The 25651-nt window shown below is 60.4% G+C and carries 17 protein-coding genes, 1 tRNA gene, 2 rRNA genes and 1 pseudogene; 6 read left to right on the top strand and 15 right to left on the bottom strand.

Annotated features, from left to right (window positions below):
• Nucleotides 1-31: 31 nt before the first annotated feature.
• The 11 genes and pseudogenes from SJ05684_RS16585 to SJ05684_RS16540 form a co-directional block, all read right to left on the bottom strand.
• Nucleotides 32-2251 carry a heavy metal translocating P-type ATPase gene (locus tag SJ05684_RS16585; protein WP_034853301.1) on the bottom strand — a complete coding sequence of 740 codons (2220 nt, stop codon included), beginning with the start codon at nucleotides 2249-2251 and terminating at the stop codon, nucleotides 32-34.
• A gap of 375 nt (nucleotides 2252-2626) precedes the next feature.
• Nucleotides 2627-5896: a hypothetical protein gene (locus SJ05684_RS16580; RefSeq protein ID WP_157211967.1), complete on the bottom strand. Its 3270-nt coding sequence runs from the start codon at nucleotides 5894-5896 to the stop codon at nucleotides 2627-2629.
• Between the two features lie 291 nt (nucleotides 5897-6187).
• On the bottom strand, nucleotides 6188-6475 hold the full coding sequence (locus SJ05684_RS30445; protein WP_244426613.1) for a hypothetical protein: 288 nt from the start codon (nucleotides 6473-6475) through the stop codon (nucleotides 6188-6190).
• A gap of 57 nt (nucleotides 6476-6532) precedes the next feature.
• Nucleotides 6533-6691 (bottom strand): hypothetical protein, encoded by a 159-nt coding sequence (locus tag SJ05684_RS30440; protein WP_244426612.1) that lies wholly within the window; start codon nucleotides 6689-6691, stop codon nucleotides 6533-6535.
• Between the two features lie 83 nt (nucleotides 6692-6774).
• Nucleotides 6775-7751: pseudogene (locus SJ05684_RS16570) on the bottom strand (patatin-like phospholipase family protein); the annotation flags it as partial.
• Nucleotides 7752-7868: 117 nt separating this feature from the next.
• The gene (locus tag SJ05684_RS16565; protein ID WP_157211966.1) at nucleotides 7869-10010 is read right to left on the bottom strand and encodes a 3'-5' exonuclease; all 2142 of its coding nucleotides are present in this window, start codon (nucleotides 10008-10010) and stop codon (nucleotides 7869-7871) included.
• 13 nt (nucleotides 10011-10023) lie between these two features.
• The gene (locus SJ05684_RS16560) at nucleotides 10024-10548 is read right to left on the bottom strand and encodes a hypothetical protein (protein ID WP_034853300.1); all 525 of its coding nucleotides are present in this window, start codon (nucleotides 10546-10548) and stop codon (nucleotides 10024-10026) included.
• An 11-nt stretch (nucleotides 10549-10559) separates the two neighbouring features.
• Nucleotides 10560-12389 (bottom strand): DUF294 nucleotidyltransferase-like domain-containing protein, encoded by a 1830-nt coding sequence (locus SJ05684_RS16555; RefSeq protein WP_034853299.1) that lies wholly within the window; start codon nucleotides 12387-12389, stop codon nucleotides 10560-10562.
• A gap of 92 nt (nucleotides 12390-12481) precedes the next feature.
• Nucleotides 12482-14248, bottom strand: a complete 1767-nt coding sequence (locus SJ05684_RS16550) for a sodium:solute symporter family protein (RefSeq protein ID WP_034853296.1) — start codon at nucleotides 14246-14248, stop codon at nucleotides 12482-12484.
• 15 nt (nucleotides 14249-14263) lie between these two features.
• Nucleotides 14264-14524: a DUF4212 domain-containing protein gene (locus tag SJ05684_RS16545; RefSeq protein ID WP_034853294.1), complete on the bottom strand. Its 261-nt coding sequence runs from the start codon at nucleotides 14522-14524 to the stop codon at nucleotides 14264-14266.
• Between the two features lie 407 nt (nucleotides 14525-14931).
• Nucleotides 14932-15894: a LysR family transcriptional regulator gene (locus tag SJ05684_RS16540; protein WP_202947456.1), complete on the bottom strand. Its 963-nt coding sequence runs from the start codon at nucleotides 15892-15894 to the stop codon at nucleotides 14932-14934.
• A 47-nt stretch (nucleotides 15895-15941) separates the two neighbouring features.
• On the opposite strand from SJ05684_RS16540, the gene SJ05684_RS16535 reads away from it, so the two are divergent.
• The 6 genes from SJ05684_RS16535 to SJ05684_RS16510 all read left to right on the top strand — a co-directional run bounded on the left by SJ05684_RS16535 (nucleotide 15942) and on the right by SJ05684_RS16510 (nucleotide 21519).
• A complete protein-coding gene (locus tag SJ05684_RS16535; protein WP_034853290.1) occupies nucleotides 15942-17117 on the top strand; it encodes a cytochrome P450 in 1176 nt (391 codons plus the stop codon).
• 39 nt (nucleotides 17118-17156) lie between these two features.
• A complete protein-coding gene (locus tag SJ05684_RS16530; protein WP_034853288.1) occupies nucleotides 17157-17480 on the top strand; it encodes a 2Fe-2S iron-sulfur cluster-binding protein in 324 nt (107 codons plus the stop codon).
• Complete coding sequence (locus tag SJ05684_RS16525) at nucleotides 17477-18658, top strand: NAD(P)/FAD-dependent oxidoreductase (protein WP_034853287.1); 1182 nt, start codon at nucleotides 17477-17479, stop codon at nucleotides 18656-18658. The genes SJ05684_RS16530 and SJ05684_RS16525 overlap by 4 nt, the downstream gene beginning before the upstream one ends.
• A 76-nt stretch (nucleotides 18659-18734) precedes the next feature.
• Nucleotides 18735-19712: a TRAP transporter substrate-binding protein gene (locus SJ05684_RS16520; RefSeq protein WP_034853285.1), complete on the top strand. Its 978-nt coding sequence runs from the start codon at nucleotides 18735-18737 to the stop codon at nucleotides 19710-19712.
• Complete coding sequence (locus tag SJ05684_RS16515) at nucleotides 19709-20224, top strand: TRAP transporter small permease (RefSeq protein WP_083846094.1); 516 nt, start codon at nucleotides 19709-19711, stop codon at nucleotides 20222-20224. The genes SJ05684_RS16520 and SJ05684_RS16515 overlap by 4 nt, the downstream gene beginning before the upstream one ends.
• A complete protein-coding gene (locus SJ05684_RS16510; RefSeq protein ID WP_034853284.1) occupies nucleotides 20221-21519 on the top strand; it encodes a TRAP transporter large permease in 1299 nt (432 codons plus the stop codon). The genes SJ05684_RS16515 and SJ05684_RS16510 overlap by 4 nt, the downstream gene beginning before the upstream one ends.
• A gap of 99 nt (nucleotides 21520-21618) precedes the next feature.
• Here SJ05684_RS16510 and SJ05684_RS29705 read toward each other — a convergent pair whose 3' ends face one another.
• The 4 genes from SJ05684_RS29705 to SJ05684_RS16495 all read right to left on the bottom strand — a co-directional run bounded on the left by SJ05684_RS29705 (nucleotide 21619) and on the right by SJ05684_RS16495 (nucleotide 25273).
• A complete protein-coding gene (locus SJ05684_RS29705; RefSeq protein ID WP_157211965.1) occupies nucleotides 21619-21795 on the bottom strand; it encodes a hypothetical protein in 177 nt (58 codons plus the stop codon).
• A 122-nt stretch (nucleotides 21796-21917) separates the two neighbouring features.
• Nucleotides 21918-21994, bottom strand: a tRNA-Met gene (locus SJ05684_RS16505).
• Between the two features lie 123 nt (nucleotides 21995-22117).
• Nucleotides 22118-22232 (bottom strand): 5S ribosomal RNA (rrf, locus tag SJ05684_RS16500).
• A gap of 241 nt (nucleotides 22233-22473) precedes the next feature.
• Nucleotides 22474-25273, bottom strand: a 23S ribosomal RNA gene (locus SJ05684_RS16495).
• Nucleotides 25274-25651: the final 378 nt, after the last annotated feature.

Raw genomic sequence — 25651 nt, 5'->3', positions numbered from 1 at the left:
CGTCCTATAACGTGCAGCGCTTTGGGGCGGCTCAAGGGGCCGCTGGCGCCCGCAAAAGCCTCAGCGCGTTCATCGTTACCAGGACGGTGGCGCCGGTGTCGGCGAGGATCGCCGGCCAGAGACCGGTGACGCCGGCAATGGTCGTCACCAGGAAGACGGCCTTGAGGCCGAGCGCCATCGCGATGTTCTGGTAGATGTTGCGCATCGTGGCGCGCGACAGACGGACCATGGCAGCGACATCGGAAACCCGGCTGTGGAGGCTCGCGGCGTCCGCGGTCTCGAGCGCCACATCCGCGCCACCCCCCATGGCGATGCCGACATCGGCCGCCGCCAGCGCCGGGGCGTCGTTGATGCCGTCGCCGATCTTGGCGACGAGATGGCCCTCCGCCCTCAGTTCGGCGACAATGCGCTGCTTGTCCTCGGGCAGGAGTTCGGCGCGGGCCTCGATGCCGAGACGGTCGGCGATCGCGGCCGCCGCGCGCCGGTTGTCGCCGGTCAGCATCAGCACCCGCAATCCGACGCCGGCGAGCGCACTCACGCCACCTTCCGCATCGATACGCGGCTCGTCGCGCATGGCAAGCGCCCCCGCGACCCGGCCGTCGACGAGAAGCACGGAAACGGTCTTGCCCTCCTCGTTGAGCGCAGCGATCCGCACCGCCTGCTCAGCCGTCAGCGGCACTCGGCGATCGACAGCCTTCGGTGCGCCGAGAAAAAGGCTTGCGCCATTCACAAGCCCGGCGACGCCGACGCCGCCGAGAACCTTGCCCTGCGCGACGGCAGGCAAGTCCAGACCCAAGGACTCGGCGCGTTCGAGGATTGCCCGGGCTAGCGGGTGGCTCGCCCCCTGCTCCAAAGCGGCGGCGTGGCGAAGCACGTCCGCTTCCGCCATGTCGAAGCCGATCACCTCGGTCACTTTCGGCTTGCCCTCCGTCAGCGTGCCGGTCTTGTCGAAGGCGACGGCCGTGACGCGGCCGATCTTCTCGAGCACGGCGCCGCCCTTGATCAAAAGGCCCCGGCGCGCGCCCGTGGACAGACTCGCGGCGATCGCAGCCGGCGTCGAGATGACGAGCGCGCAGGGGCAGGCGATCAGCAATAGCGCGAGCGCCCGGTAAACCCAATCCTGCCAGAGGCCACCGAGGAAGATCGGCGGCAAGGTCGCGATCAGGCCCGCGACCAGAACGACCCCCGGCGTGTAATAGCGCGAGAAGCGGTCGATGAAGCGCTCCGTCGGCGCCTTGGCCTCCTGCGCCTCCTCCACGAGCCTGATGACGCGAGCGATGGTGTTGTCGGAAGAAGCGGCCGTGACGCGGATTCTCAGCGCACCTTCCCCATTGATCGTTCCGGCGAAGACCCGTTCGCCCGATCCCTTGCGGACGGGCGTGCTCTCGCCGGTGACCGGCGCTTCGTCGATGCCGCTCTCGCCGTCCAGGATCGCGCCGTCGGCGGCGATGCGGTCGCCGGGACGCACGAAGATCGTTGCCCCGACCGGCAGGCTCTCGGCAGCAACCTCCCGCCTTCCGCCTTCGACCTCCATCAGCGCCGACTGCGGCATCAGCGCCGTCAACGCCTGAATGCTCGCCCGCGCCTTGCCGGCGGCCACACCTTCCAAAAGCTCGCCGATCAGGAAGAGAAACACCACCATCGCCGCCTCCTCGACTGCCCCGAGAAACACGGCGCCAATGGCGGCGATCGACATCAACATTTCGATGGAGAACGGCGTGCCGCCAAGGGCGGCCGCAACCGCACGCCTTGCGATCGGCAGCAGACCCACCAGCATGGCAAGCGTGAATATCCACGGCTCCGTCGTAGGCAGGAGCAGCCCCGTGCCATAGGCGAGCACGAGCGCCACGCCGCAGGCGATCGTCAGTTTCCCTTTTCCCGTTCGCCACCAGCGCACGGCAGGCGTTGCCTCGCCGGCGCGAGAACGCTTCGGTGCAACGGGAACGTTTCGCCCCGGATGGGAGCATTCATGGACGTGCGAGCCGGAGCAGCAATCCTGATCGCCGCCATGAAAGCCTTGCCTCGCGCGATCGGCGAGCGGCCGAAGTTCATAACCAAGACCGCCGACCTTGTGCACGATCGCCGGCGCGACATCGTCGCGCGCCATGTGGCGAACCGTCATCGTGCCCGCCACTACCGAGACGCTGACGTCGTTAACACCCGCGACCCGCCGCACCGCGGCATCGATCTTCGCCGCGCAGGATGCGCAATCCATCCCCTCGACACGGAATCGGCTTTCGGTATCCGCCATGCCTTGCTCCTTCAGACTACCGAAGCAGGCTACGACCTCTAGCGGCTAGAGGTTCAAGCGGAATTTGCGAGCGTATTTTTTACCGGCTTTGCGGAAGAACGGAGTTCCAGCTTTTTGCTTATTGCCATCGCGCTACGCGGCCTCAGGCAACGCACCGAAGATTTTACGCATCGGTCCGAAAATCGTACCGCTTTTCGGACCGATGCGCAGTCTCAGAGAGTTTCAGCGACCTTCGAGCGTCTGAAAAGACGCGCGGCGCTGTCACGGTCGCCCGGCTGCTGATCCCGATACAAGGATCCAGCCTCCGCAGTGAAGCTCGCAGTGCCACAGGAGCGGAGATGCGCTTCGATCAGCAGTCCAGGCGAGCGGCACGCTTCAAGTTGGTAGAGGTCCGGCGGAGACAGTGATGGTCCTGTCGAATTTTGCCGGCCCGCCGTGGCGTTTGATCTCTGGAGGCTGCTCATACGTATCGCGGCTACGGCTATTCTCGAACGGGATCTTTATGCCGGTGTATGTCTCCATGCGATCGCGCATGCCGTTCACCCGTTTCTTGTACTTGTTGTACGATTTGAATCCCATATAGACACTGAGGCCTATGCCGACCGCGAGACCGACGGCGGCCAGCGCCATGCCGGCGCCCGCCATGACGGCCCCGCTCGTAGCGACCCAGGCGGCGCCATTCGAGAAAGTCGCCGTGAGATAGGGGACGGCCGCTTCAAGCACCGCACCACTCAAGCCGAGGGCGCTGCCGAGTGCACCATTCACCCCCAAGGTGACAAGAAGTGCGCCTTGGGGCTTGTCGCCCTCCTTGAACGCCTTTTTCGCGTCGATGAACGACACCGCGGAGAAGATGATGCCGGCGGCAACGCCAAGGGCTTGTCCGGCGGTCTTCAAAGCCGTCGGGTTGAACAATGTATTGTTCGGATTGGAGAAATAGCCGATCTTGCTCTGCTTCAGGAGAGCCTGGAGGGTGATCGGCCGGTTATCGGTGAAGGGAGCAAACCTACCACCCACCTTCGACATCAATTTGCCCGTGCCCTCGAGTAGGTAACCAGCCACCAGGCTGCCCATTGCAATCGTCGTCGCGATCCGCTTGCCGTCCCACTTCGACTTGTCGGTCACGAGAGTGGACGTGATCACCATCCCCATCGTGACCGCCTGCACCATGTGCGTGATCCCGGCCTTGTAGAGGTCACGGTACATGGGGCTGTTGGAGAGCTTGCCTTTCACGTCAGCCTGGTAGTCAGCCCAGGCATCTTCCATGCTCATGCCGCCCCGGATGGCGCTTGTTACCCTGTTAGTGTCGGTGAGAACCTGTCGAATAAGTGCATCCCTGGCCTCTTTCCTGTCCGGATAGAGGCCCCCGCTCTTTTCGAGAAAGTCGTCGACCATCTTCTCGATGGTTGGCAGAACTGCTTCATCGAAATTAGCGCCCTCGGGAAACGCGTTCTTGAGAATTTCCGTATTGTTGCCGGAGGCATAGTGCTCGTAGACGATTGCGCTCAGGGTGGCCGACGCTGCGCCGCCATGCTTTTCGATGAATGACGGATCGAGCGTTCCCATCAGTTCCGCGTTTTCGCGGGCATAGTCGTTGAGCGCCTCCTCGAATGACTTGCCTTCGGCCAACGCCCGGTCGATGGCTTTTCCGCCAACAATGTCGTTAAGATAGGCATTTTCCAGGCGCGTTCGCAGATCGGCATTTTCCGGCCGGGCCAGGAAAGCCCTCTTGGCATCCGTCATGACTTTGTCGAGGTAGGCAGAGGTATCGGGATCCACAAGCAGCTTCTCAATGCGCCTGTCGAGTTCCTTTCTTGCGCGCGACACGTCATCATGGTCCACATCGTCGTCGATGGAAGCCGGTCTCGTGTCGTCGGCCCAATATTCGAACTCGGCCTTCAACTTCAGCAGATCGTGAAGCAAGGCAGCCCTTTGTTCGGCCGAAAGCTTGTAAAGCGCGTAAATATTGCCGGAGCCGACGAAGCGTCTGTCGACGTCCTCGACCGCCTCTTCCAGAAACTGGAACTTCTTGTCTTCAAAGCTTGCCATGTCAGCGGCATAAGTGGTCGAGGCGGTGCCTTTGCTGCGCCACTCCGCACTCACCTTCCGGGATTCTTCGCTGACGACCGGATCGTCTGCCTTTTCCGCCTCTGGCGGCTTCGGACTCTCGAAAGCCGCTCCATCCGCGTGGTTCCCGACAAAATCCGTCAACACGTCGGATGCGGTCTTCGAGTCTGCCCACCCGAAGGCCGCGAGCATCTGCTCATCCCAGCCGAGATCCTCGGTGGCAAACATATTTCTGTCGATCTCGGCCATATGCTGGGGCGATAGCGGGCTTCGCACATCCTCCTTGGTGCCGGCACGCATATCCGCAACATAGCGCCCGGCAAGTCCGGTCGCTCCCGCGATCATGGCGGCGATTTCCGCATCGCCAAAGGTGTTCAGGCCGGTCTGCCTGACGAAATTGCCGTGAGCGTCCCGCACAACCAGAGGCTGACCGACATCCTTCGGCTGCGATTGCGCAACGAGCGCGCCGCCATGGATAAGCGCCGTGACGGCATCCTGAACTGCGGCCTTGAACTCGCCGGCACTAATATCCGACGGCACGTCGACGTCTCTCAGGAGACGGTCGAAGTGCCCCTGGATATCGCGCCCAGAGAATTCACGATTTGCCGTCTTCTCCCAGAACGAGGGAAAAATTTCCATTACCGTGGCAACGAAAGCGTCGACCGCCGCTTCGTTATCGCCATAAAGGTTCCTGGCCATCATCTCGACGGCGGGCCGGAAGAGTTCCATTCGGCCGGACAGGGCCTCCATCAGGTTCCGGTCGTAAAGCTCGCCGCCAAAGATGGTTCGGCCGAGCTGACCGTCCATGGATGGCAGCACGCGATCGTAGACGAAGGCTTGTCCGTAAATCTTCGGCGCCTCTATTTCGCTCTCCGGCACGAGATTGTTGATAGTCGTGACCGTCAGGTCGACCGAGTGCTGCAGAACGCCGACGCCGAAGGCTTGACCAAGCTGCTTGTCCCAGCCCTTGTCTTCGCCGCCAAAGAGGCTTGCGTCCATCTGCCTCCGGTCGTACCCGCGCGTTCCGGGCCGATAGGCACCGGTATTGACTTCGGAGATCCATCGTCCGGCAAGACCGGTCGCAATGCCGATCAAGGCTTCAACCTGCCTGTCGCCCATGGACTTGAATGCCGGCAACCGCACAAGCTTGCCATTCTTGTCCAATCCCATCACGGGCTGATCCAGGGTGTCCGGCCAGGTCTGCGAAGCAAGGGCAGCACCCTGGGTCAGAGCCAGCAGGGCCTCCCCGAGCGCCAACTGGTATTTGGAGGCCCTCACGCCCTCAGGGACGGAAAGACTCGCACCGATCGAGCCCAGGGAATTCGGCAGATCGTTGATCGAGAGCTTGCCTGTCGCGATCTCGTTCAGCACAACGGGCAGCTTTTCCAACAAAGCTCCGCTGAATGCCTTGGCTGCGGCGGCGTCATCCCCGAACATTCGCCTGGCAAGGATATCAATCGTCTTCTTGAAAAGGTCCGGGCGCTTCGCGATCTCGGAAAGCAACCCGTTATCATAGAGGCGAGACGAACCGAACAGAGACGATGCAAGCACCGGGGCCGGAACATCCGGCAGAACTTCCACCGGCGCCGCCGACCCGGAACTGCTCGTGCTCGCCAGGCTCACAGGCGGAAGGACCGCGTTCTTCGTGGAAATTGCACCAGGAAGGAATACGGAAGCTGACGGCTCATTGTTCGGATCGATCTTCCGCCCAGCAGTTGTATTTTTCTTATCGCTGCTCGTATTTCCAGAAGAAGCCAAAGCGATATTATTGACTGCATCAGAAACGACTAAAAATCTGTCGTTCTTTACGCTGCTAACCATGTAACAAATGCTCCACCTACACCCGATTAACCTGACGCTTACCGAAAAGGATCAGCATCTACTGTTACTGTCAAGAGATTTGCGCTCTCGAAAGTCAGCGCCGTTCAGCACATGTGCCAGCCATGACTGACGGTCAGCGACTGGCCGGTCAGGGGCGTTGGTCTCGAAGACTGCAGGAAAAGCGCCGCGGCCGCGCCGCCTTGCGCCTTCATATGCGGCACGCAGGTCTTCAAACGCGCCGTCGAGGTGGACAGCCAGCATTCTTTTCCAGTCGGCGAAGGGAAATTCCTCAATAGGATGGACGATCTGGATGCCTGCATTCGAGACGAGGATTTCCACCCCGCCGAAGCGTTCGACGGTAGCCGCAACGCCGGCATTTACGGCCTGTTCATGGGGTTACATCCATGGCAATGCCGATTGCCTCTCCCGGTCCGACATCGGTCCGTCAGCCTTCACCCGTGCGGCCTCGAGGTTGAGGTCGGCAATCACCGCTTTTGCGCCCTGTTCGACGAATCGTTTGGCGATGGCGGCGCCAATGCCGCTGGCCGAATCCATTACAATGGCTAGTTCCCGTCGAGCTTCATCTCACAGTCTCCTTCGTGTGCGCCACTTCTCGCGACAGGCTTCCCCCCGAGCGAACGGGAGAATTCGGCATCCATGGCATGGGAATCATAGGAGGCTGCGCGATGGATGAGATGGACGATGGTGACATCGTATTCGACGCCGATGGAGCGCAGCAGCGCCGCATCCTCATCATCCGGCGCAGGTCCGGTGCAAGTTTCTCCAACAGGCGGCGCGCAGCCCGCCGGAGGATCTGCCTGCGTGCGAATTCGTCGGTGTTCATGCGGGTGCGGCTGGAATAGCGGATTTCCTTGCTGCGGGCGTCAACCTCGAGCAGATCGCGCGGTATCGTGCCTCGCGCCGAGAACAGGTCGACCTGGAAGATGCAGAGGTCCGAATTGCACCCGTCAGCGGCAAGCACATAGTGCAGCGGCGTGTTGGAGACGAGGCCGCCATCCCAATAATACTCGCCCTCGATTTCGACGGGTGGGAAACCGGGCGGAAGCGCGCCGGAAGCGGCGACGTGCCGTGCCGTGAGCACCGTGTCCCGATTGTCGAAATAGGCGAAATTGCCGGTTTTCACATTGACCGCGCCGAGACTCAGGCGTACGTCGCCCCGGTTGACGCGTTCGAAGTCGACCAGCCGGTCCAAGGTCTTTATCAGCGGATCCGTGTCGTAATGACTGATCGTCAGATCCGGGTTGAGCAGGATCTGCAAGGGCGTGAAAAGCCGGGGAGAAAAGAAGCCGGGGACACCGGTGATCGAACCCGCCAGAACCGCCCAGTCCTTGAACATGCGCCTATTGAAATCATCCTCCGGGAGGAAGTCGAAATCGAGACCGGCGGAGACCGTATGCCAGAACTCCCGCAGGTTTTCGACCCTGCGGTCGTGCGGGCTTCCGGCGATGATTGCGGAGTTGATTGCCCCGATGGAGATGCCTGCCAGCCAATCGGGCTTGATGCCGTGCTTGTGAAGCGCTTCGTATGTTCCGGCCTGATAGGCGCCGAGAGCGCCGCCGCCTTGAAAAACAAGAATATTCTGTGTTGGACGCATGGTTGAAGACTCCGTCACATTTGCTTTCGCACCTGCAGCATCATCTTCAACTTGGACGCTCCGGAATTACTTTACAGTGGCCGGAGCATTACATTTCCTTCATGCTCCACGCGTCCTTCATGCTCCACGCGCATGCCGGGTTGCATTGAAGGGCAGCTGCGTTGAATGGGGAGCCAACCCCAACTTCATCGCACGCGTGACCTCCCGGGGACGTTCGGGAACGAGCTTGCGATGACGGTAGACTTCCGCGAGCAGGTCACCGAGGCGTTCGAGCCCGCGTCCGGCAATTATCGCCTGCAGCCGCAAAAATGCATCTGCAGTGGCAACTGCATCACCCATTGCCGTATGGCGCACCGCTTCCGTCAGGCTGACGCCGAGGCGCTGACAGAGTGCATCCAGCGTATGTGCATGCTGCCGTCCGAAAACGACGGCAGACAGGAGAACCGTATCGAGGATCGGATTCGTAAAGCTTATGCGGAGCTCGTTTTCCCTGCGATACAGGAACTCCATGTCGAACGGGGCATTGTGGGCGACGAGCACCGCGCCGTCGCAAAAGCGGTGAAATCGCCGAACAACCTCGGCCACGCCCGGTGCATCCTCGACCATGGCATCGGTGATTCGGTGGACCGCCGACGAGGCAGCGGGAATGCGCCGGCCGGGGTTGACCAGCGTTTCGAATGTTTCCCCTTCGACGCGCTTTCCGTTGACGATCCGGACTGCGGCGATCTGCACGATCTCATCCCCCTGCTCGGGCAAGAGACCAGTGGTCTCCGTGTCGAACACGACATATGCAAGATCGTCGAGGCGCGCCTCGGCGATCCTGTCGTAGCGTGGAAGGGACAGAAGTTCGAAATCGTATGTGACCGATCGGGATAAGCGGGCCGGAACCGGCTGCAGCTTCTTCACGTGCTGCAGCCGCATCATCAGTGATGCTCGGCCCTCCGTGAAGCTCGCGGAAAGCATCGTCGTTCGATGAGCGCGAAGAATGGCATCCGCTGTCGGCGACTGGTCATCCGCAGGCTTATGCAGCCACTGCTGCAAAAGATTGTCGGAGATAGCCGTCCCGCACCACTCCAGATTGACTATTCCTTCAGCTTGGAGCTCACGAACGGAGAAGACGAATTCTCTCACGGCGCGGTCCTGCGCTATCTGCCGGGCAAGATGTGCAAAGAGCGACACGATATCGGGCATGTTGCACCGGGCGGTAAGCAAATCGGTATCAATCTCGACCGCGATGCCGGAGGCGGACAATTCGCGCTGCACCTGATGCGCGAGTTCGCTGGCGTCCATCCATGCCATGGGCCAGCCATCGGACTGACAGTTTTCAAAACGGGACTCGAGGGCCTGCACTGCGAGGTCGAGTCCCATGATGTCGTGCGCGAGCAAAGCGCCGGTGGCGGCGCCGGACGCGACGTCAAGACGATCGGCCCTCTCTTTCAGCATTTCGATCGCCGGTCGAATCGTCGAAAAGACGTCGCTCAGCAGCACGTCGCGCCTTGCGCAGGCGGCAAGCTCTTCCGTCACGTCGCGCAAGGTCAGCACGTAGGCGCCGGCATCATGAGGGGTGCCGCCGGTCAGTCGCATACGGCCCGCGAGACGCCGCCGGCGTGAGGCGGTGCAGACAAATTCCAGGACCGCATCCGGGGTATTCATGTCCACGAGGCGCTGATATGCAGACCTGAGCGCACCGTCGCTCAGGTAGTCGAACAGGCTCCGGCCAAGACAGACCGGGGTCTCGGCCGTCGCCAGCATCTCTTGGGCAGAGGTATTGTAGAATGCGAGATGGTGACGCCCGGTGCATAGCAGAACCGCCGGCGCCACATCGGCCAGGAGTTGCTCCAGCTTCTGGTTGTCGGAGGAAAGTCTGGCCGTTTCGCGCGCCACGGTTTCGGCAAGCGCATTCCGGGTCTCGCTCAAAGCGGCCGTCGTCACCGAAGCGGCCGCGGCAAGATCACCGAGATAGCGCGCCCCGTGGCTGTCTATTCCCTGCTCGACCTGTGCATGCGCCCGCGCCCGCATGGTCGAAGCCATCGCTTCGATCGGGCGCGCGACATGACGGTCGAACAGCAGCCAGATACCGGCGACGACCATGAATATGCCGACGCTTCCCACGGCGGCGACTTGGAGGAGAACGTCGAGTATCTCGGGGCTGGACTCGCGGCGGTAGGCGCCCCATAGGCCGAGGCCGAGCGCCCCTATCGCGCCTGCGGCGATGGCGACAAAGAAAAGCAAAATCCGACTTCGCAAACCCAGTCGCATGACCATGGCATCCTCAGCTTTCGCGGCAGGCCGCCTGCAGGGCAGGATCGTCCGCTGAGACCTCTACCCATTCGGCGCCGACGATCGTCCCATCGCCTGCCACCGAAACATTCTCGCCCAGCAGATCCCCGCGACGGTTGCCGTTGCAGTCGAAGACGGCTTTGATGCGAGCTGGCGTCTTCCAACGCGCGGAAAGCAAAATGTCGGCGATGACCAGGCCCGGTTGGTTGGGATGTCGTTGTGCGTGCGCCACGTCGACAGCCGTGAAGCGATTGATGACCGGCGCGTAATAGGACCAGGGACGCCAGAAGGAGCGCTCCTCGTTCTTCCACGTCACCACGGTGCCGGGCGGCATAGCGTTGGTGGCACGCGCGAACCAACTGTATTCACTCCAGACCGCGTAGGCCAGCATACCGATGCCGGCTGCAGCCGGCACGACCCATCGCGGCAGACGCCCCCTGCTCATCCAACGGATGAGCATCATGATCCCCGCGAGCGCCACGCCGGCAACCAAGGCTGCAATGAACTCAAACAACATGCATTTTTCCTCTAGATGGGCGCCATGCCGGAGTTGGCAAGCGCCGACTGCATCGTGCGTACCACGACGAACGCATCCCGAAGATGGGATCGTTCGAACTCGCCTAGATCATAGGGAGCGAGGTGATTGGTTGGCCGCTGGCCGGCCTTGATCTGCGTCGCCTGATTGCGAAGCCTGACCTCGGCTATCAGGTCGTATGCTGCGATCAGATCGCGAGCGCCCGCGCCTGAAATCACGCCCCGCTCCTCGGCGCCCAGAAGGCGCGCACGGGTATTGACCGGTGTGAGCCGCGCCGTCAGGGCATAGACGCGGCCCAAATCCACGACCGGCACGACGCCGTTGTGCTTCATATCGATCTGGTTGCGGTGCTCGCCGCTGCGGATCGTCGCAAATCCGCGCAAGAGCCCCAGAGGCGGAGCGTGCTTGAGCGAGTTGCTCACCATATGGGCCACGAATATCGAGTTCCGACTGGCTGCCTCCAGGGTTTCAGCCTGGACGTCGCGATAGAGCGTCGCCTCGCCGGCGATCGGCCGCAGGTCGAACATCACGCTCGCAAGCATCTGAGCCATGGGCTCCGGAACATGGATCCATTGGTCGAAATATTCCCGCCAGATGCGCACCGGCTGGCACCAGCGCTGATTAGTGGCCATCATGTCGCCGGGGCAAAAGACATAACCGCATTGATCGAGGTTGTGGCTGACGAAACGGGCGAACTTTGTGAACCATGACCGGTGCGCCGACTCCTCAAAAGAGTCGTCGATGAAGATGCAATTGTCCTGATCGCTGGTCCCCGTCTGCTCCTGCCGGCCCTGGCTGCCGCAAGCCAGCCAGACATAGGGGACCGGCGGCGGACCCAGTTCCTGTTCCGCAAGGGCAATGAGCCTGCGCGTGATTGCGTCCGTCACGTCGGTGATCAGCCTCGTCACCACCTCGTGCGGCGTATTGGCGCCGACAAGCTGGAGAAGCAGTTGCGGAACATGCGCAGCATTCGCCCGCAAGTCGGCAACCTTCTCCGCCGTTGAAATGTCCCCGATGAGAAGTGCGGAAGACAATGCCTGGAAGCGCGTGACGTCCGTCTGGGTGATCATCCCGACAAGCCGCTCGCCCGCAACGATCGGCAAATGCCCGATTCTCCGCTCCAGCATGAGGTTGAGCACGTCCGAACCGAGAGCTTCCTGCTCCAGACTGACTGGGTCTTGGGTCATGACGGCAGAAACAGGGGTCGAGGCCGGGTCGAGACCTTCTGCAAGGACCCGGGCGGTCAGATCGCGTGTCGTCACGATGCCGGCCAACCGATCGTCCTCGACCACCGCAAGGCCGGAGATTTTCAACTTTCGCATCATTTCCGCCGCGATACGGACGCTGTCGGACGGTGCGCAGAAGCGAGGCGGTGAGGACATGAGATCTTTCACCTTGCGCACCGTGAAGTCCCCACGGCGGGCGGCTGCCTCGCGGCCGCGGGTAAAGAAGCGGCTGTAGACTGCATGCTCCGCCATCAGCCGCTTGAATTCGGTCGCCGGCAGCATCAGCAGAACCGTATCCTGCAACGCGGAAGCGCTGGTGACAGCGCGGCCGTCGGCCAGCAGACCACGCTCGCCCAGCGAATTGCGTGGAAAGAGTTGCGAGACAACGGTGCCGGAGGCGTCGCGCACTTCTACCGCGCCCTCCATGACGAGATACAGACCCGGAAGCGGATAGCCGCGTTTGTAGATTTCGCCGCCCGCCGGGACATGGACCCTACGGAACTTGCGAGCCACGCGCTCCAGTTCCTCCCGCGGCAGGCTGTCGTAGGGATGTGCGGTTTCCAGGAACCGTGCGATATCCGGGTTCGTGTCTTCCATTGTGCCCTCGCGCAGCCATCGTGGCGGCGGTGCCCTTGTGGAAGGAGGGAGCGGGCGGCTGGCGCCGCCCGCTCCCGCTTTTCAGCTGATGGTCAGTGGCCTGTCGCTGCACCTGCGCCGCGCGGTATGCGGACAGAGTCGACGAGGTCCTGCACGTGCCGCGGCGGAGCCTCTGTCATCGCCGACACAATGTAGGCGGCACCGAAGTTCAGCAGGGCGCCGATCGGACCGAATGCCGTCGGCGGAATACCGAACAGATAATTGGCCGGAACGTTCTCGAGCATGTTCGTACCCGGGATGAAGAACCAGCCCAGATAAGTGAACAGGTAGAGGCACGTCACGATCAGGCCGACCAGCATGCCGATCGTTGCGCCCGCCGCATTGATGCGCTTCGAGAAGATGCCCATCATCAGCGCCGGGAAGATGCTTGAGGCCGCAAGACCAAAGGCGAGAGCCACCGTCTGGGCAGCAAAGCCAGGCGGATTGAGGCCCAACAGCGTGGCCACGAGGATTGCACCTGCCATCGCGACACGAGCGGCCATAAGCTCGCCCGCTTCCGAGATATCCGGCTTCAGCCAGTCCTTGATGAGGTCGTGGCTGATGGCGGACGAGATCGCAAGCAACAGGCCTGCCGCCGTCGAAAGCGCCGCAGCCAGACCGCCGGCGGCGATGAGAGCTATGACCCAGCCCGGAAGCTGTGCGATTTCCGGATTGGCGAGAACGAGGATGTCGTTGTTGATCGTCAGTTCGTTGCCGCTCCATCCGCGCGAGGCCGCGGTCTCTGTGAAGCCGGCAGCCGTATCGTTATAGTACTGGATGCGTCCGTCGCCGTTCTTATCCTCGTACTTCAGAAGACCCGTGACCTCCCAGTTGCGCATCCAGTCGGGCCGTTCCTCGTAAAGGACGGCTTCGGCCTGCGGACCGCTGGGGAAGATCGTGTCGATGATGTTCAGTCGAGCCATGGCGCCGACAGCCGGAGCCGTAAGATAGAGCAGCGCAATGAAGACCAGCGCCCAGCCGGCGGACCAGCGCGCGTCAGCCACCTTCGGGACGGTGAAGAAGCGGATGATGACGTGCGGCAGACCCGCCGTACCGATCATCAGCGACAGGGTGAACAGCGTCATGTTAAGCGTGGAGCCCTGCGCCGTATAGGCGTTGAAGCCGAGGTCAGTGACGACCTGATCGAGCTTCTGCAGCAGCGGCAGGCCCGACTCGGTGTGGGTCGAGAACAGTCCGAGCCACGGCAGCGGGTTGCCCGTGAGCTGCATGGAAATGAAGATCGCCGGGATCGAATAGGCGATGATCAGGACTACATACTGCGCGACCTGCGTATAGGTAATGCCCTTCATGCCGCCCAGCACCGCATAGACGAACACGACGGCGGATGCGATCCACAGGCCCGTCGAGACCTCGACTTCGAGGAAGCGCGAGAAGGCGACGCCGGCGCCGGTCATCTGCCCGATAACATAGGTTACCGAGATGATGATCAGGCAGATAACCGCCACGAGGCGTGCCTTCTGGCTGTAGAAGCGGTCGCCGATGAATTGCGGAACCGTGTATTTTCCGAACTTTCGCAGATAGGGCGCAAGCAGAAGCGCGAGCAGCACGTAGCCACCGGTCCAGCCCATCAGATAGGTGGAGTTGATGTAGCCGACACCGGCAATGAGGCCCGCCATGGAGATGAAGGAGGCGGCCGACATCCAGTCGGCGGCGGTCGCCATACCGTTCATCACCGGATTGACGCCGCGATTTGCCGCATAGAATTCAGCGGTGGAGCCTGCCCGGCTCCAGATTGCGATGCCGATGTAGAGCGCGAAGGACGCCCCTACGATCAGCAGATTGAGGGTATATTGATCCATAACCGTGTTCCGCCCCTATTGCTCGTCGACGCCGAATTCGCGGTCGAGCTTGTTCATGTACGCCGCATAGAAAAAGATCAGCGCAATGAAGCAGATGATCGAGCCTTGCTGCGCAAACCAGAAGCCGAGATCGGTTCCGCCTACGGCAATGCCCGAAAGCGCCGGGCGCAACAGGATGCCGAATCCGTAGGAAACGATCGCCCAGATCGCCAGGCAAATGTAGATTATGCGAATGTTGGCTGCCCAATAGGCATTGGACGAAGGTGTGTCCGCCACGTGTGGTCCTCCCTTTCCACGATTGGCGCCCAGCGGGCGCCGTCTCCCCACCCATCCCGCCTCCGCGCAGGAGTGGACGAATGACAACAAGTAACCTTTCTGAAACCTTTGGTACATTCGTCGTTAGTCGCACATCGCATGCGGGATGCCCCGCGCCGGGCGCGTCCAAATTCATTGGCCGATGTGCCCGCCCCGCGGCGTGACCGGCGCGACAGGTCTCGTGCCGATGGCGAAGCGCTTGCCGCGCCGTGCGTCCATGGGACGCATAGAGCCGGTGCAGGTCTTTGAGACGGGGTGCTTTGGGAGAAACGGTTCGGGCGACGGGCCGGCGGATCGGCACACCGTGACGCACTGCCCGCCAGCGGAAGCCAGTCGCCTGCCCTTGAACGGCGGGCTTAGTCCCCACTCTAACCTCTACACGTTTCCCAGATCGTGTTTCGCAGCCAGCGGTGCATGGCCGAGCCATTGGTGTGGGCGGCCCACACAATCGATAGATCGAATCTGCCCGGAAACGGGCTTTCGGCGACCACCAGATGATCCGCGCTTCGCTCTCCGAGGCGACGCGGGATTGTGGCGACAAGGTCCGAGCCGGCAAGCAGCGTTGCCAGGCCTGCGGGGCTGGGCACGGCAACGGTCGGAGTCAATGTGTGGCCGGCGGCCTCCAATTCCTGTAGATAGGCGGATTTCCATCCGCCGCCATAATCGATGAGAACGTGGTTCAGGTCCAGGTAGCGCGCAATGTCGAGTTGCCCGTCGGCGAGCGGGTGCGATGGGTCCATAAGGCAGGCGTATTCTTCGACGTAGAGCCTTCGTGAATGAAATCCCGATTCCGTGCGTGCGAACGGTCCGACCAGTACATCTGCCTCGCGATTCAGAAGTCTCAGATGACCATCGCCAAGCGCATTGATCACCTTAACTGTCATATGTGGAGCCTGTCGGCGGATTGCGGCGATGATATCGGGGACCAGCAGGATGCGCTCGTAGTAATTGCAGGCGATGGTGATGTTCCGTTCCGACAGCCGGGGATCGAACACCTCGGGTTGCGCCATCTCGTCCAGCATTTCGAGCATCTGGAGCGACTTCGCCAGGATCTCTTTGCAACGTTCCGTCGCCACCTGTTGCCCGCCTTCCCGAACGAAGAGTGGATCGTGAAAACAGGCGCGCAGCTTGGCAATCGTGTAGCTGACCGCGGACTGGTTTACCTGAAGCTTTTCGGCAGCGGCGGTAAACGACTGAAGCTCATCGACAAGCCGCAGCGTATCCAGAGCGGCAAAATTGATACTGGCAGGATTGGGTTTGGCCGGCGTCATGCACGCTGCTCCATCAAATCTTTTGATGGAGCATAATAATTCCATCGCATTGATCGGCAAGCGCCTTCCCCTTACGCAGGATGACAAGGAGAATTTGGGAGGGGAAAATGGCGCTCGCACCGCTGGACCAGGATATCACACTCGATCAGCTCAGCGCGGACCCCTATCCGATCTACCGCAGGCTGCGTGCCGAAAGCCCGGTGCTGCGGGTGGCGTCGACGGGGCGCACCCTGCTGACCAAGGCGGCGTTGACGAAGCAGGTCAAGGACAACCCGGCACTGTTCAGCAGCGACGATCCCAACACGCCGATGAAACCCGCATTCCGCGCCCATACGCTGATGCGCAAGGACGGCGCTGACCACATGGCCGAACGCAAAGCGATCTCGCAGGCATTGACGCCAAAGCGGATCCGGTCCGACTGGGCCCCGCTTTATGAAACTCTGGCGCAAGACTACATTGCCCGGCTGCCGCGTGGCGAGCCGGTGGATCTGTTCAGGGAATTGTGCGGCCCGCTGGCGGCGCGGATTCTTGCGCATATCCTTGGCATTCCCGAGGCGACGGACGAACAGATGCAGCGCTGGTCGCAGCTGTTGATCGACGGCGCCGGCAATTTTGGCTGGAAGCCCGAACCCTTCGCGGCATCTGACAGCGCGAACGACGAGATGGATGCGCTCTTCGCCCGCTTGCGCGACAGACGAATAGCCGAACCGGACGGATCGGCCTATTCGGTAATGTTGAATGCCGATGATCCGATCCCGATGAGCCAGATCTATTCCAACATCAAGATCGCCATCGGCGGCGGCATTAACGAGCCGCGCGATGCGCTGGCCACGATCGTCTACGGTCTGCTCACCAATCCGGACCAGTTGGCGGAGGTGCGCGCCCAGGAAGCCTGGGACAAGGCGTTTGAAGAGGGGATCCGCTGGGTCGCTCCGATCCAGGTCAGCTCGCGTCTCGTGACCGAAGACACCATACTTGGCGGGTTTGATATCCCCAAAGGCGACACGGTGATGACGGTGCAGGCCTCAGCCAACCGTGACGAGGACCTGTTCGAGAACGGCGAAGAGTTCTTCGTCTTCCGCGACAAGAATCCGCATCAGGCGTTTGGGAATGGGCCGCATCATTGCGCGGGTGCCCATGTGGCCCGTCGGACCGTTGGAAAGATCATCCTTCCGATGCTGTTCGACAGGTTCCCAGACATGCGCCTGCCCGATCCAGACGCGGTCGTCTGGAGGGGGTTCGGCTTCCGCGGTCCGATCAATCTGCCGGTGATATTGAACTGAATTCTGCCTGCGGCGAGAAACACAAACGCGGAGGAAAGAATGATCAAGGTGACCTACGTCGCCCATGACGGGACTGAAACGACCGTCGAGGCCGAAGAAGGAACCAGCGTGATGCAGGCAGCGGTTTCGCACGATGTTGAGGGGATCGTTGGCGAATGCGGCGGATCGATGATGTGCGCGACCTGCCATTGTTATGTTGACCGGGCCTGGCAGGACCGTGCCACCCCTCGCTCGGAAGATGAGACGGATATGCTCGAAGGCGCGGCGTCGGAAGTCACCGAACGGTCCCGCTTGTCCTGCCAGATCAAGCTCGACAAATCGCTCGACGGACTTGTGGTCCACCTGCCCGAGGAACAGCTATGACACCGCAAGCTGTTGTCATTGCCGGTGCCGGGCAAGGTGGACTTCAGGCGGCAATCAGCCTGCGCCAGCACGGCTTTGCCGGATCAGTCACACTGATCGGCGCCGAACCGGGGTTGCCCTATCTGCGCCCTCCCTTGTCCAAGGCCTATCTGCTGGACGGCAACGCGGAAGCGCTGACAATTCGCCCCGAAAGCTTCTTTGCGTCCAAGAACGTGGCGCATCTGCCCGAAACCAGGGTCGAGCAGATTGATCGCGCGGCGCGGGAGGTCAGGCTGTCAGGGCCGGGCGGTGGGCGAAATCTGCCCTACGATCACCTTATCCTCGCCACGGGCACGCGCAATCTGCGCCCCCCGGTCGACGGGTTGGACTGCGCCTGCGATCTTCGCACGCTGCGCGATGCTGCCGTTCTGCGCGACCGGCTGACGAAACGGCAGCGCATCGCGGTGATCGGGGGCGGTTTCATCGGGCTGGAATTTGCCGCAGTGGCGCGCAAGCTTGGCCATGATGTCAGCGTGATCGAGGCGGCCTCCCGCCTGATGGCGCGCGCGGTATCGCCACTGATGTCAGGGCATTTCGCGGCGCTCCACCGCGACTTGGGCACGAAGCTGCATCTTGGCCAACCTGCCGTCGGCGTCGACGGGGACGGTGTGACCCTAGTGGACGGCACCAGGATCCCCGCCAGCTTTGTTCTTCTCGCCGCTGGTGTCCGCCCGAATACCGAACTGGCCGAGGATGCATGTCTGGAAACCGGAAATGGCATCACCGTAGACGCAAATTTGCGCACGTCAGATCCGGCCATCTCCGCCCTTGGAGATTGCGCCTCGTATCCCGACCCGCGCACAGGGCGCCATATCCGGCTGGAAAGCGTGCAGGCGGCGACGGATCACGCGCGGCTGATCGCAGCCCGGATCGCTAAGGGAGACATGGCGGAATATGCCGCGTTGCCCTGGTTCTGGTCGGATCAGGGCGATCAGAAATTGCAGATTGCCGGATACGCCGGTCCGGACGCGACGGAGGAGGAAGTTGCAGAAGGGATCGTCGCGCGTTTCGATACCCGAGGTCTGGTCGCGGTCGAGACGGTCAACAACGCGCGCGTCCACATGAAGGCCCGCCGTCTACTGGAAAAGGGAGGCCTGGCAGACATTGACGCGATGGTAGACGCCATCATCGCCGCATGAGCGGTGACCGGAAAATTCCGTGTCTGGCAAACATCCAGGCACTCATCTGACGAAGCTTCAAACGGGAGGAGAACCCATGAATATCAAGTCAGCTACTTTCGGGGCGGCAATCGCCCTATCTCTGGTCGCCAGCGCCGGTGCGCAAGAGCTGAAATATGCTAACTGGGCGCCGCCTTTTCATACGATCAACGAAGCACAGATTGAACCGCTGGCCAAAGCGATCAAGGACGGCACCGATGGGGCCGTCGAGCTGCGCGCCTTCCACGGTGGCGAGTTGGGTGCGGGACCGGCGGACCAGTTTGTGCGCATCGTGCAGGGCACGGCCGATATGGGCTGGGGCGTCCACGGCTATACGTCGTCTCAATTTCCTAAAAGCCTGATCCTCGAACTTCCCGGTGCACTGCCGCTCGACCAACCGGGCTATTCCGCGCTCTGGCGCGCCTTCGACGAGTTGGACGGCGAATACCCGATGACCGAGGTGATCGCTCTGTGGACCTCCGAACCAAACATCCTGATGATGCGCAACAAGGAAATCCGCAAACCCGAAGACCTCAAGGGGCTGAAGATCCGAGTGGCGGGAGCGATTTCAGCCGAGGCCATGGAGGCGCTTGGCGCGACGCCGGTGCAGATCCCGATGACGCAGGTCTACAATGGCCTTCAGACGGGCCTAATCGACGGCTTGGTCAGTGGCGCGTCCGTCCTGTCCGACTTCAAGCTCAACGAAGTAGTCGGGAGTGTGACCACCGGACCGAACCTCGGTCGCCTCACCTTCTACACAGTCATGAACAAGTCGATTTATGAGGGCCTGCCGGAAAAGGCAAAAGCCGCCGTCGACGCGATCAAGGGCGAAGAGATCTCGAAATTGACCGAGGAGGCGTGGGTCGCCACGGCGGAGGCCGCACTTGAGGCGGCGCGCGCCTCCGATAGCACGGTCGTGAATGACCTGGGCGCTGAGGACAGCAAGGCCTTCAACGATGCGCTGGCCGAAGTGACAGACGCCTATGTTGCCAACGTGGGCGGAGAAGCAACGCTGGCCGCTATGCGGGACGAATGATGCTCGCCCTCCTGGAAAAAGCGACGGAGAGGCTGATTGGCCTTTCCGCATTCTTGGGAACGCTGGGATTGCTGTTCATCGTCGCGGTGATCGTGGTGGACGTGATCGGCCGCAACTTCGGAATGCCGCTCTACGGCTCGCAGGATCTCATCATTATGACCATGGTCGTCATCGTCTTCGGCGGCATGGCGTTGTGCGACCGAATGGACGGTCATATCGTCGTTGATATCTTCCAGGAGTCCTTCCCTCCGGGAATGAACCGGGTGATCGATGTCTTTTCGGCCCTGCTGGGCGTCATCATTTTCGTTCTCATCGCCTATACCGTTTTCAAAAGCGCGCAATTGAGCCAGATGTTGAATCTCTCGACAAACCTGCTGCGTCTGCCGATTGCTTGGTTCCAGTATACCCTTTGCGCTTTGTCGCTGGTGGGTGCCCTTGCCATGCTCTTGCGAGCGGTGACGCTGCTTCTTGGCTCGGGTCAACAACACCACCCCGAGAAGGACGCCCTATGAGCCCCATCGTTGTCGGCACAGTCGGTTTCGGCCTGCTTCTGGCCATGCTGCTCATGCGTATTCCTGTGGCCTTTGCCATGTTCGCGGTGGGCTTTGGCGGGATCTGGGTTCTGAATGGCCTGCAAGCCGCAACAGGGCTGCTTTCGTCGGAAACCTTTGCTCTGGCCTCAAATTCCGAACTGATCGTGGTGCCGCTGTTTATCCTGATGGGCAACGTTGCGAGCGTCACGGGAATGAGCCGGCGCCTGTATGAGGCAGCCTATGCGACCATTGGCCAGATCCGTGGCGGGCTGGCTGCTGCGACGGTGATCGGTTGCGGCGGGTTCGCGGCGCTCTCCGGCTCCTCCGTGGCGTCGGCGCTGACCATGGGACGCACCGCCCTGTCAGAGATGGATCGGTTCAATTACAGCCCACGGCTGTCCACGGGCGTTGTCGCCGCCGGAGGCACTCTGGGCATCCTAATCCCGCCCTCCACCGGCTTCGTCATCTACGCGATCCTGACCGAACAAAGCATCGGCCGACTGTTCATGGCCGGCATTCTGCCCGGTGTGCTGCTACTGACGGCATTCCTTCTGACAGTAACGGTCCTTTGCACCCTCTACCCCGAAATGGGGCCGAAAGGCCCACCCACGAGCATGACCGAAAAGGGCCGCGCATTTCTAGGCGCAATCCCGATCCTTGTCGTGATTTTCATCACCATCGGAGGCATCTACACCGGCTATTTCTCGCCGAACGAGGCCGCGGGGATTGGCGCTGCCCTGGTTATCACGATCGGTGCCGTTGGCGGAACACTGACCTTGCGCAGCTTTTGGGAAGCGGCGCAAAGCAGCATTGTTACAACAGCTTCGGTCATACTGATCCTGATCGCCGCACATCTGATCAACCCCTTCATCGCCCTCAGCCACTTGCCCGCCGAGGTCAGCCACCTGCTGGTCTCACTTGACCTTGGCGTCTACGGAACCTTGATCCTCATCTTGTCGATATACCTGGTCCTTGGATGCTTCTTGGAAGGGTTGGCGATGCTGGTACTGACCCTGCCGATCTTTCTGCCGGTGATCTTTGACCTCGGGATCGACCCGATCTGGTTCGGCGTGCTCGTGGTGCTGACGCTTGAGATGGGGCTAATCTCGCCGCCGGTGGGGATCAACGTCTTTATCGTGAAATCGGTGGCAAGGCAGGTGCCCCTGATCGATATCTTCCGCGGCGTGATCCCTTTCTGGATTGCAATGCTCCTGACCTTGATCATCCTTGTGGCAATACCGCAGCTTTCGCTTTGGTTGCCCGGCATGATGTAATGAGAACTCATCGACCATGTCTACGAGACGATAGGGCGCAGGCTTAACTCCAAGCGGTACACTATCTTGGCCGCCGCGGGCCGCCCGCTCGTGCTGCTCCTAGCCGAAGGCCAGATGCACGATCACAAGAGTGCCACGCGCATGCTCGGCGTGCTGCCGCCCGCCACTGACCTCCTCGGCGGCAAGGGCTAGGACAGCAACTGCTTCCGGAAGGCTCTCGCCGGCCTGATGGCCAGACCCGAACAGCGTCAGGACCACGGCATAACCCCGTTCCATGCACAAAAGGGAATTTCTGGGTGAATACCTGAATACCGGGTCAGTTCTAGTGAAATCAACAGCCCTGGCCCCAGGCACAAAAAAACCCGCTCATCCTTGGGATGAACGGGTGCTGTTATCGTTGGTTGCGGGGGCAGGATTTGAACCTGCGGCCTTCAGGTTATGAGCCTGACGAGCTACCGGGCTGCTCCACCCCGCGTTATTTTTCGAGTTGTTTGTTCGCCGTTTTTGGCGTGTGTGTGAGAAGATGTTTTTTTGCCGCTGGCTTCTTCCTTCTCGGCTTGGCCTCGAAGGGGAGCGGCGTTTATCTTGCGCTTTGCAGACCTGGCAGCGACCTACTCTCCCGCGTCTTGAGACGAAGTACCATCGGCGCTGGGGCGTTTCACGGCCGTGTTCGGAATGGGAACGGGTGCAGCCACCCCGCCAGAACCACCAGGTCGGCAAAGCGCAAGCTTTGCTCCCCGGAGGGGAGCAAACTGATTTGAGAAGCTGGTGAAGCTGTTGCTTCGTTTTTTTGAACACGTCTTTGCGTCTTATCCGGATCACTCCAGCAGCCGGCAAAGCCGAGCCGCCGGACGTCCGGGGCGCCGTCCGCAGCGTAGCGATCTTTGGATCGCGACCGCGTGAGGACAGAAGATAGCATCATCAAACTTCGTTTGATGAGCATAGGCAACAAGAACGATCAAGCCGATCGAACGATTAGTACCGGTAAGCTTCATGCGTTGCCGCACTTCCACACCCGGCCTATCAACGTGGTCGTCTTCCACGGTTCTCAAGGGAATACTCGTTTTCAGGTGGGTTTCCCGCTTAGATGCCTTCAGCGGTTATCCCTTCCATATATAGCTACCCTGCTATGCCCTTGGCAGGACAACAGGTCCACCAGAGATATGTCCATCCCGGTCCTCTCGTACTAGGGACAGATCCTGTCAATATTCCTACACCCACGGCAGATAGGGACCGAACTGTCTCACGACGTTCTGAACCCAGCTCACGTACCGCTTTAATTGGCGAACAGCCAAACCCTTGGGACCTGCTCCAGCCCCAGGATGCGATGAGCCGACATCGAGGTGCCAAACAACCCCGTCGATATGGACTCTTGGGGGTCATCAGCCTGTTATCCCCGGCGTACCTTTTATCCGTTGAGCGATGGCCCTTCCACGCGGGACCACCGGATCACTATGACCGACTTTCGTCTCTGCTCGACTTGTCAGTCTCGCAGTCAGGCGGGCTTATGCCATTGCACTCGACGAGCGATTTCCGACCGCTCTGAGCCCACCATCGCGCGCCTCCGTTACTCTTTCGGAGGCGACCGCCCCAGTCAAACTACCCACCATACACTGTCCCGGATCCGGATGACGGACCGCGGTTAGACATCCATGACGATAAGGGTGGTATTTCAAGGACGGCTCCACAGGAACTGGCGTCCCTGCTTCAAAGCCTACCACCTATCCTACACATGCCGACACGAATGCCAGTGTAAAGCTATAGTAAAGGTGCACGGGGTCTTTCCGTCTGACCGCAGGAACCCCGCATCTTCACGGGGAATTCAATTTCACTGAGTCTGCGTTGGAGACAGCGGGGAAGTCGTTACGCCATTCGTGCAGGTCGGAACTTACCCGACAAGGAATTTCGCTACCTTAGGACCGTTATAGTTACGGCCGCCGTTTACTGGGGCTTCGATTCAGAGCTTGCACCCCTCCTCTTAACCTTCCAGCACCGGGCAGGCGTCAGACCCTATACGTCGTCTTGCGACTTCGCAGAGCCCTGTGTTTTTGATAAACAGTCGCTACCCCCTGGTCTGTGCCACCCCATCATGGTTGCCCATAATGGGGTCACGCTTCTTCCGAAGTTACGCGTGCAATTTGCCGAGTTCCTTCAACGCAGTTCTCTCAAGCGCCTTGGTATACTCTACCTGACCACCTGTGTCGGTTTCGGGTACGGTCTATACGGTGGAGCTATTTCCTGGGACCGCGTCCAAGCCCGGACAATCCATTAAGTCCGGACAAGTTAAGCGATCCGTCACTACCACCAGGCCCACGAATATTAACGTGGTTCCCATCGACTACGCGTGTCCGCCTCGTCTTAGGGGCCGGCTAACCCTGCTCAGATTAACTTTAAGCAGGAACCCTTGGTCTTTCGGCGAGAGGGTCTCTCACCCTCTTTATCGTTACTCATGTCAACATTCGCACTTCCGATACCTCCAGGACCCCTCACGGGTATCCCTTCACAGGCTTACGGAACGCTCCGCTACCACTTGATCTTGCGATCAAATCCTCAGCTTCGGTGCATGGCTTCAGCCCCGTTACATTTTCGGCGCAAAGACCCTTGTTTAGACCAGTGAGCTGTTACGCTTTCTTTAAATGATGGCTGCTTCTAAGCCAACATCCTGGTTGTTTTGGGATCCTCACATCCTTTCCCACTTAGCCATGACTTGGGGACCTTAGCTGGAGGTCAGGGTTGTTGCCCTCTTCACGACGGACGTTAGCACCCGCCGTGTGTCTGCCGACTAGTACTCCCCGGTATTCGGAGTTTGGTTAGGATCAGTAAGACGGTGAGTCCCCATAGCCCATCCAGTGCTCTACCCCCGGGGGTATTCGGTCGACGCTCTACCTAAATAGATTTCGCGGAGAACCAGCTATTTCCGAGTTTGATTGGCCTTTCACCCCTAGCCACAAGTCATCCCAATCTATTGCAACAGATGCGGGTTCGGTCCTCCAGTTGGTGTTACCCAACCTTCAACCTGCTCATGGCTAGATCACTCGGTTTCGGGTCTAATGCGACATACTAAGGCGCCCTATTCAGACTCGCTTTCGCTACGCCTCCACCTACCGGCTTAAGCTTGCATGTCACACTAAGTCGTTGACCCATTATACAAAAGGTACGCCGTCACCCTTGCGGGCTCCGACTGTTTGTAGGCATCCGGTTTCAGGTTCTATTTCACTCCCCTTGTCGGGGTGCTTTTCACCTTTCCCTCACGGTACTTGTTCGCTATCGGTCATGCACGAGTACTTAGGCTTGGAGAGTGGTCTCCCCATGTTCAGACAGGATTTCACGTGTCCCGCCTTACTCAAGGACAATGAGTGTTCTACGTGTACGGGGCTGTCACCCGCTACGGCCGACCTTTCCAGATCGTTCCACTTCATTCCTCATTGCCACTGGCCTGGTCCGCGTTCGCTCGCCACTACTTGCGGAGTCTCGGTTGATGTCCTTTCCTGCAGGTACTTAGATGTTTCAGTTCCCTGCGTTCGCTTCTTATCCCTATTGAATTCAGAATAAGATACCTTGTAACAATGCTTGGAAACCTAAGCCGTGCTCTCGCACGGCTTAAATTTTCCAAGCATCTAAGGTGGGTTTCCCCATTCGGAGATCCATGGATCAAAGCTCATTCGCAGCTCCCCACGGCTTATCGCAGCGTATCACGTCCTTCATCGCCTGTGCATGCCAAGGCATCCACCAAATGCCCTTTTGACACTTGATCGTTCTCATTGCCAATGCTCATCGTCTTTGCTGGATCTGGCAAACCTATCCTCCTCGCTTGCGCTCGAAGGGGTGCCAAATCTGGCCATACGGGCACCTCTCAGTGCGCCGCAACAGCCAAAATCCGGAGACCTTGCAGCCACCAGACCAGCTATGCGCGATTACCTTTTACAATCGCGCTTTCTAACAATGCCATCGACGTGTTCGACAGGTCTGCTTTATTGGAACCACGCCGAGCGGTTCACTTGCAGCCTGTCTTAAGACCAGCTTCTCGAGATGCAATCCGGTGATGCGCGGTCAGGCAACATCAATCCAGCAGACCGCCAGGGAAGCACTCCGAAGAACACTTCAACAACGATCGTGCTTATGGACAACGAAC

This window comes from Sinorhizobium sojae CCBAU 05684, from assembly GCF_002288525.1.
GTDB classification, from domain to species: domain Bacteria; phylum Pseudomonadota; class Alphaproteobacteria; order Rhizobiales; family Rhizobiaceae; genus Sinorhizobium; species Sinorhizobium sojae.
The sequence above is the reverse complement of the archived record's forward strand: the minus strand, read 5'-3'. Positions and strand labels throughout refer to the sequence as shown.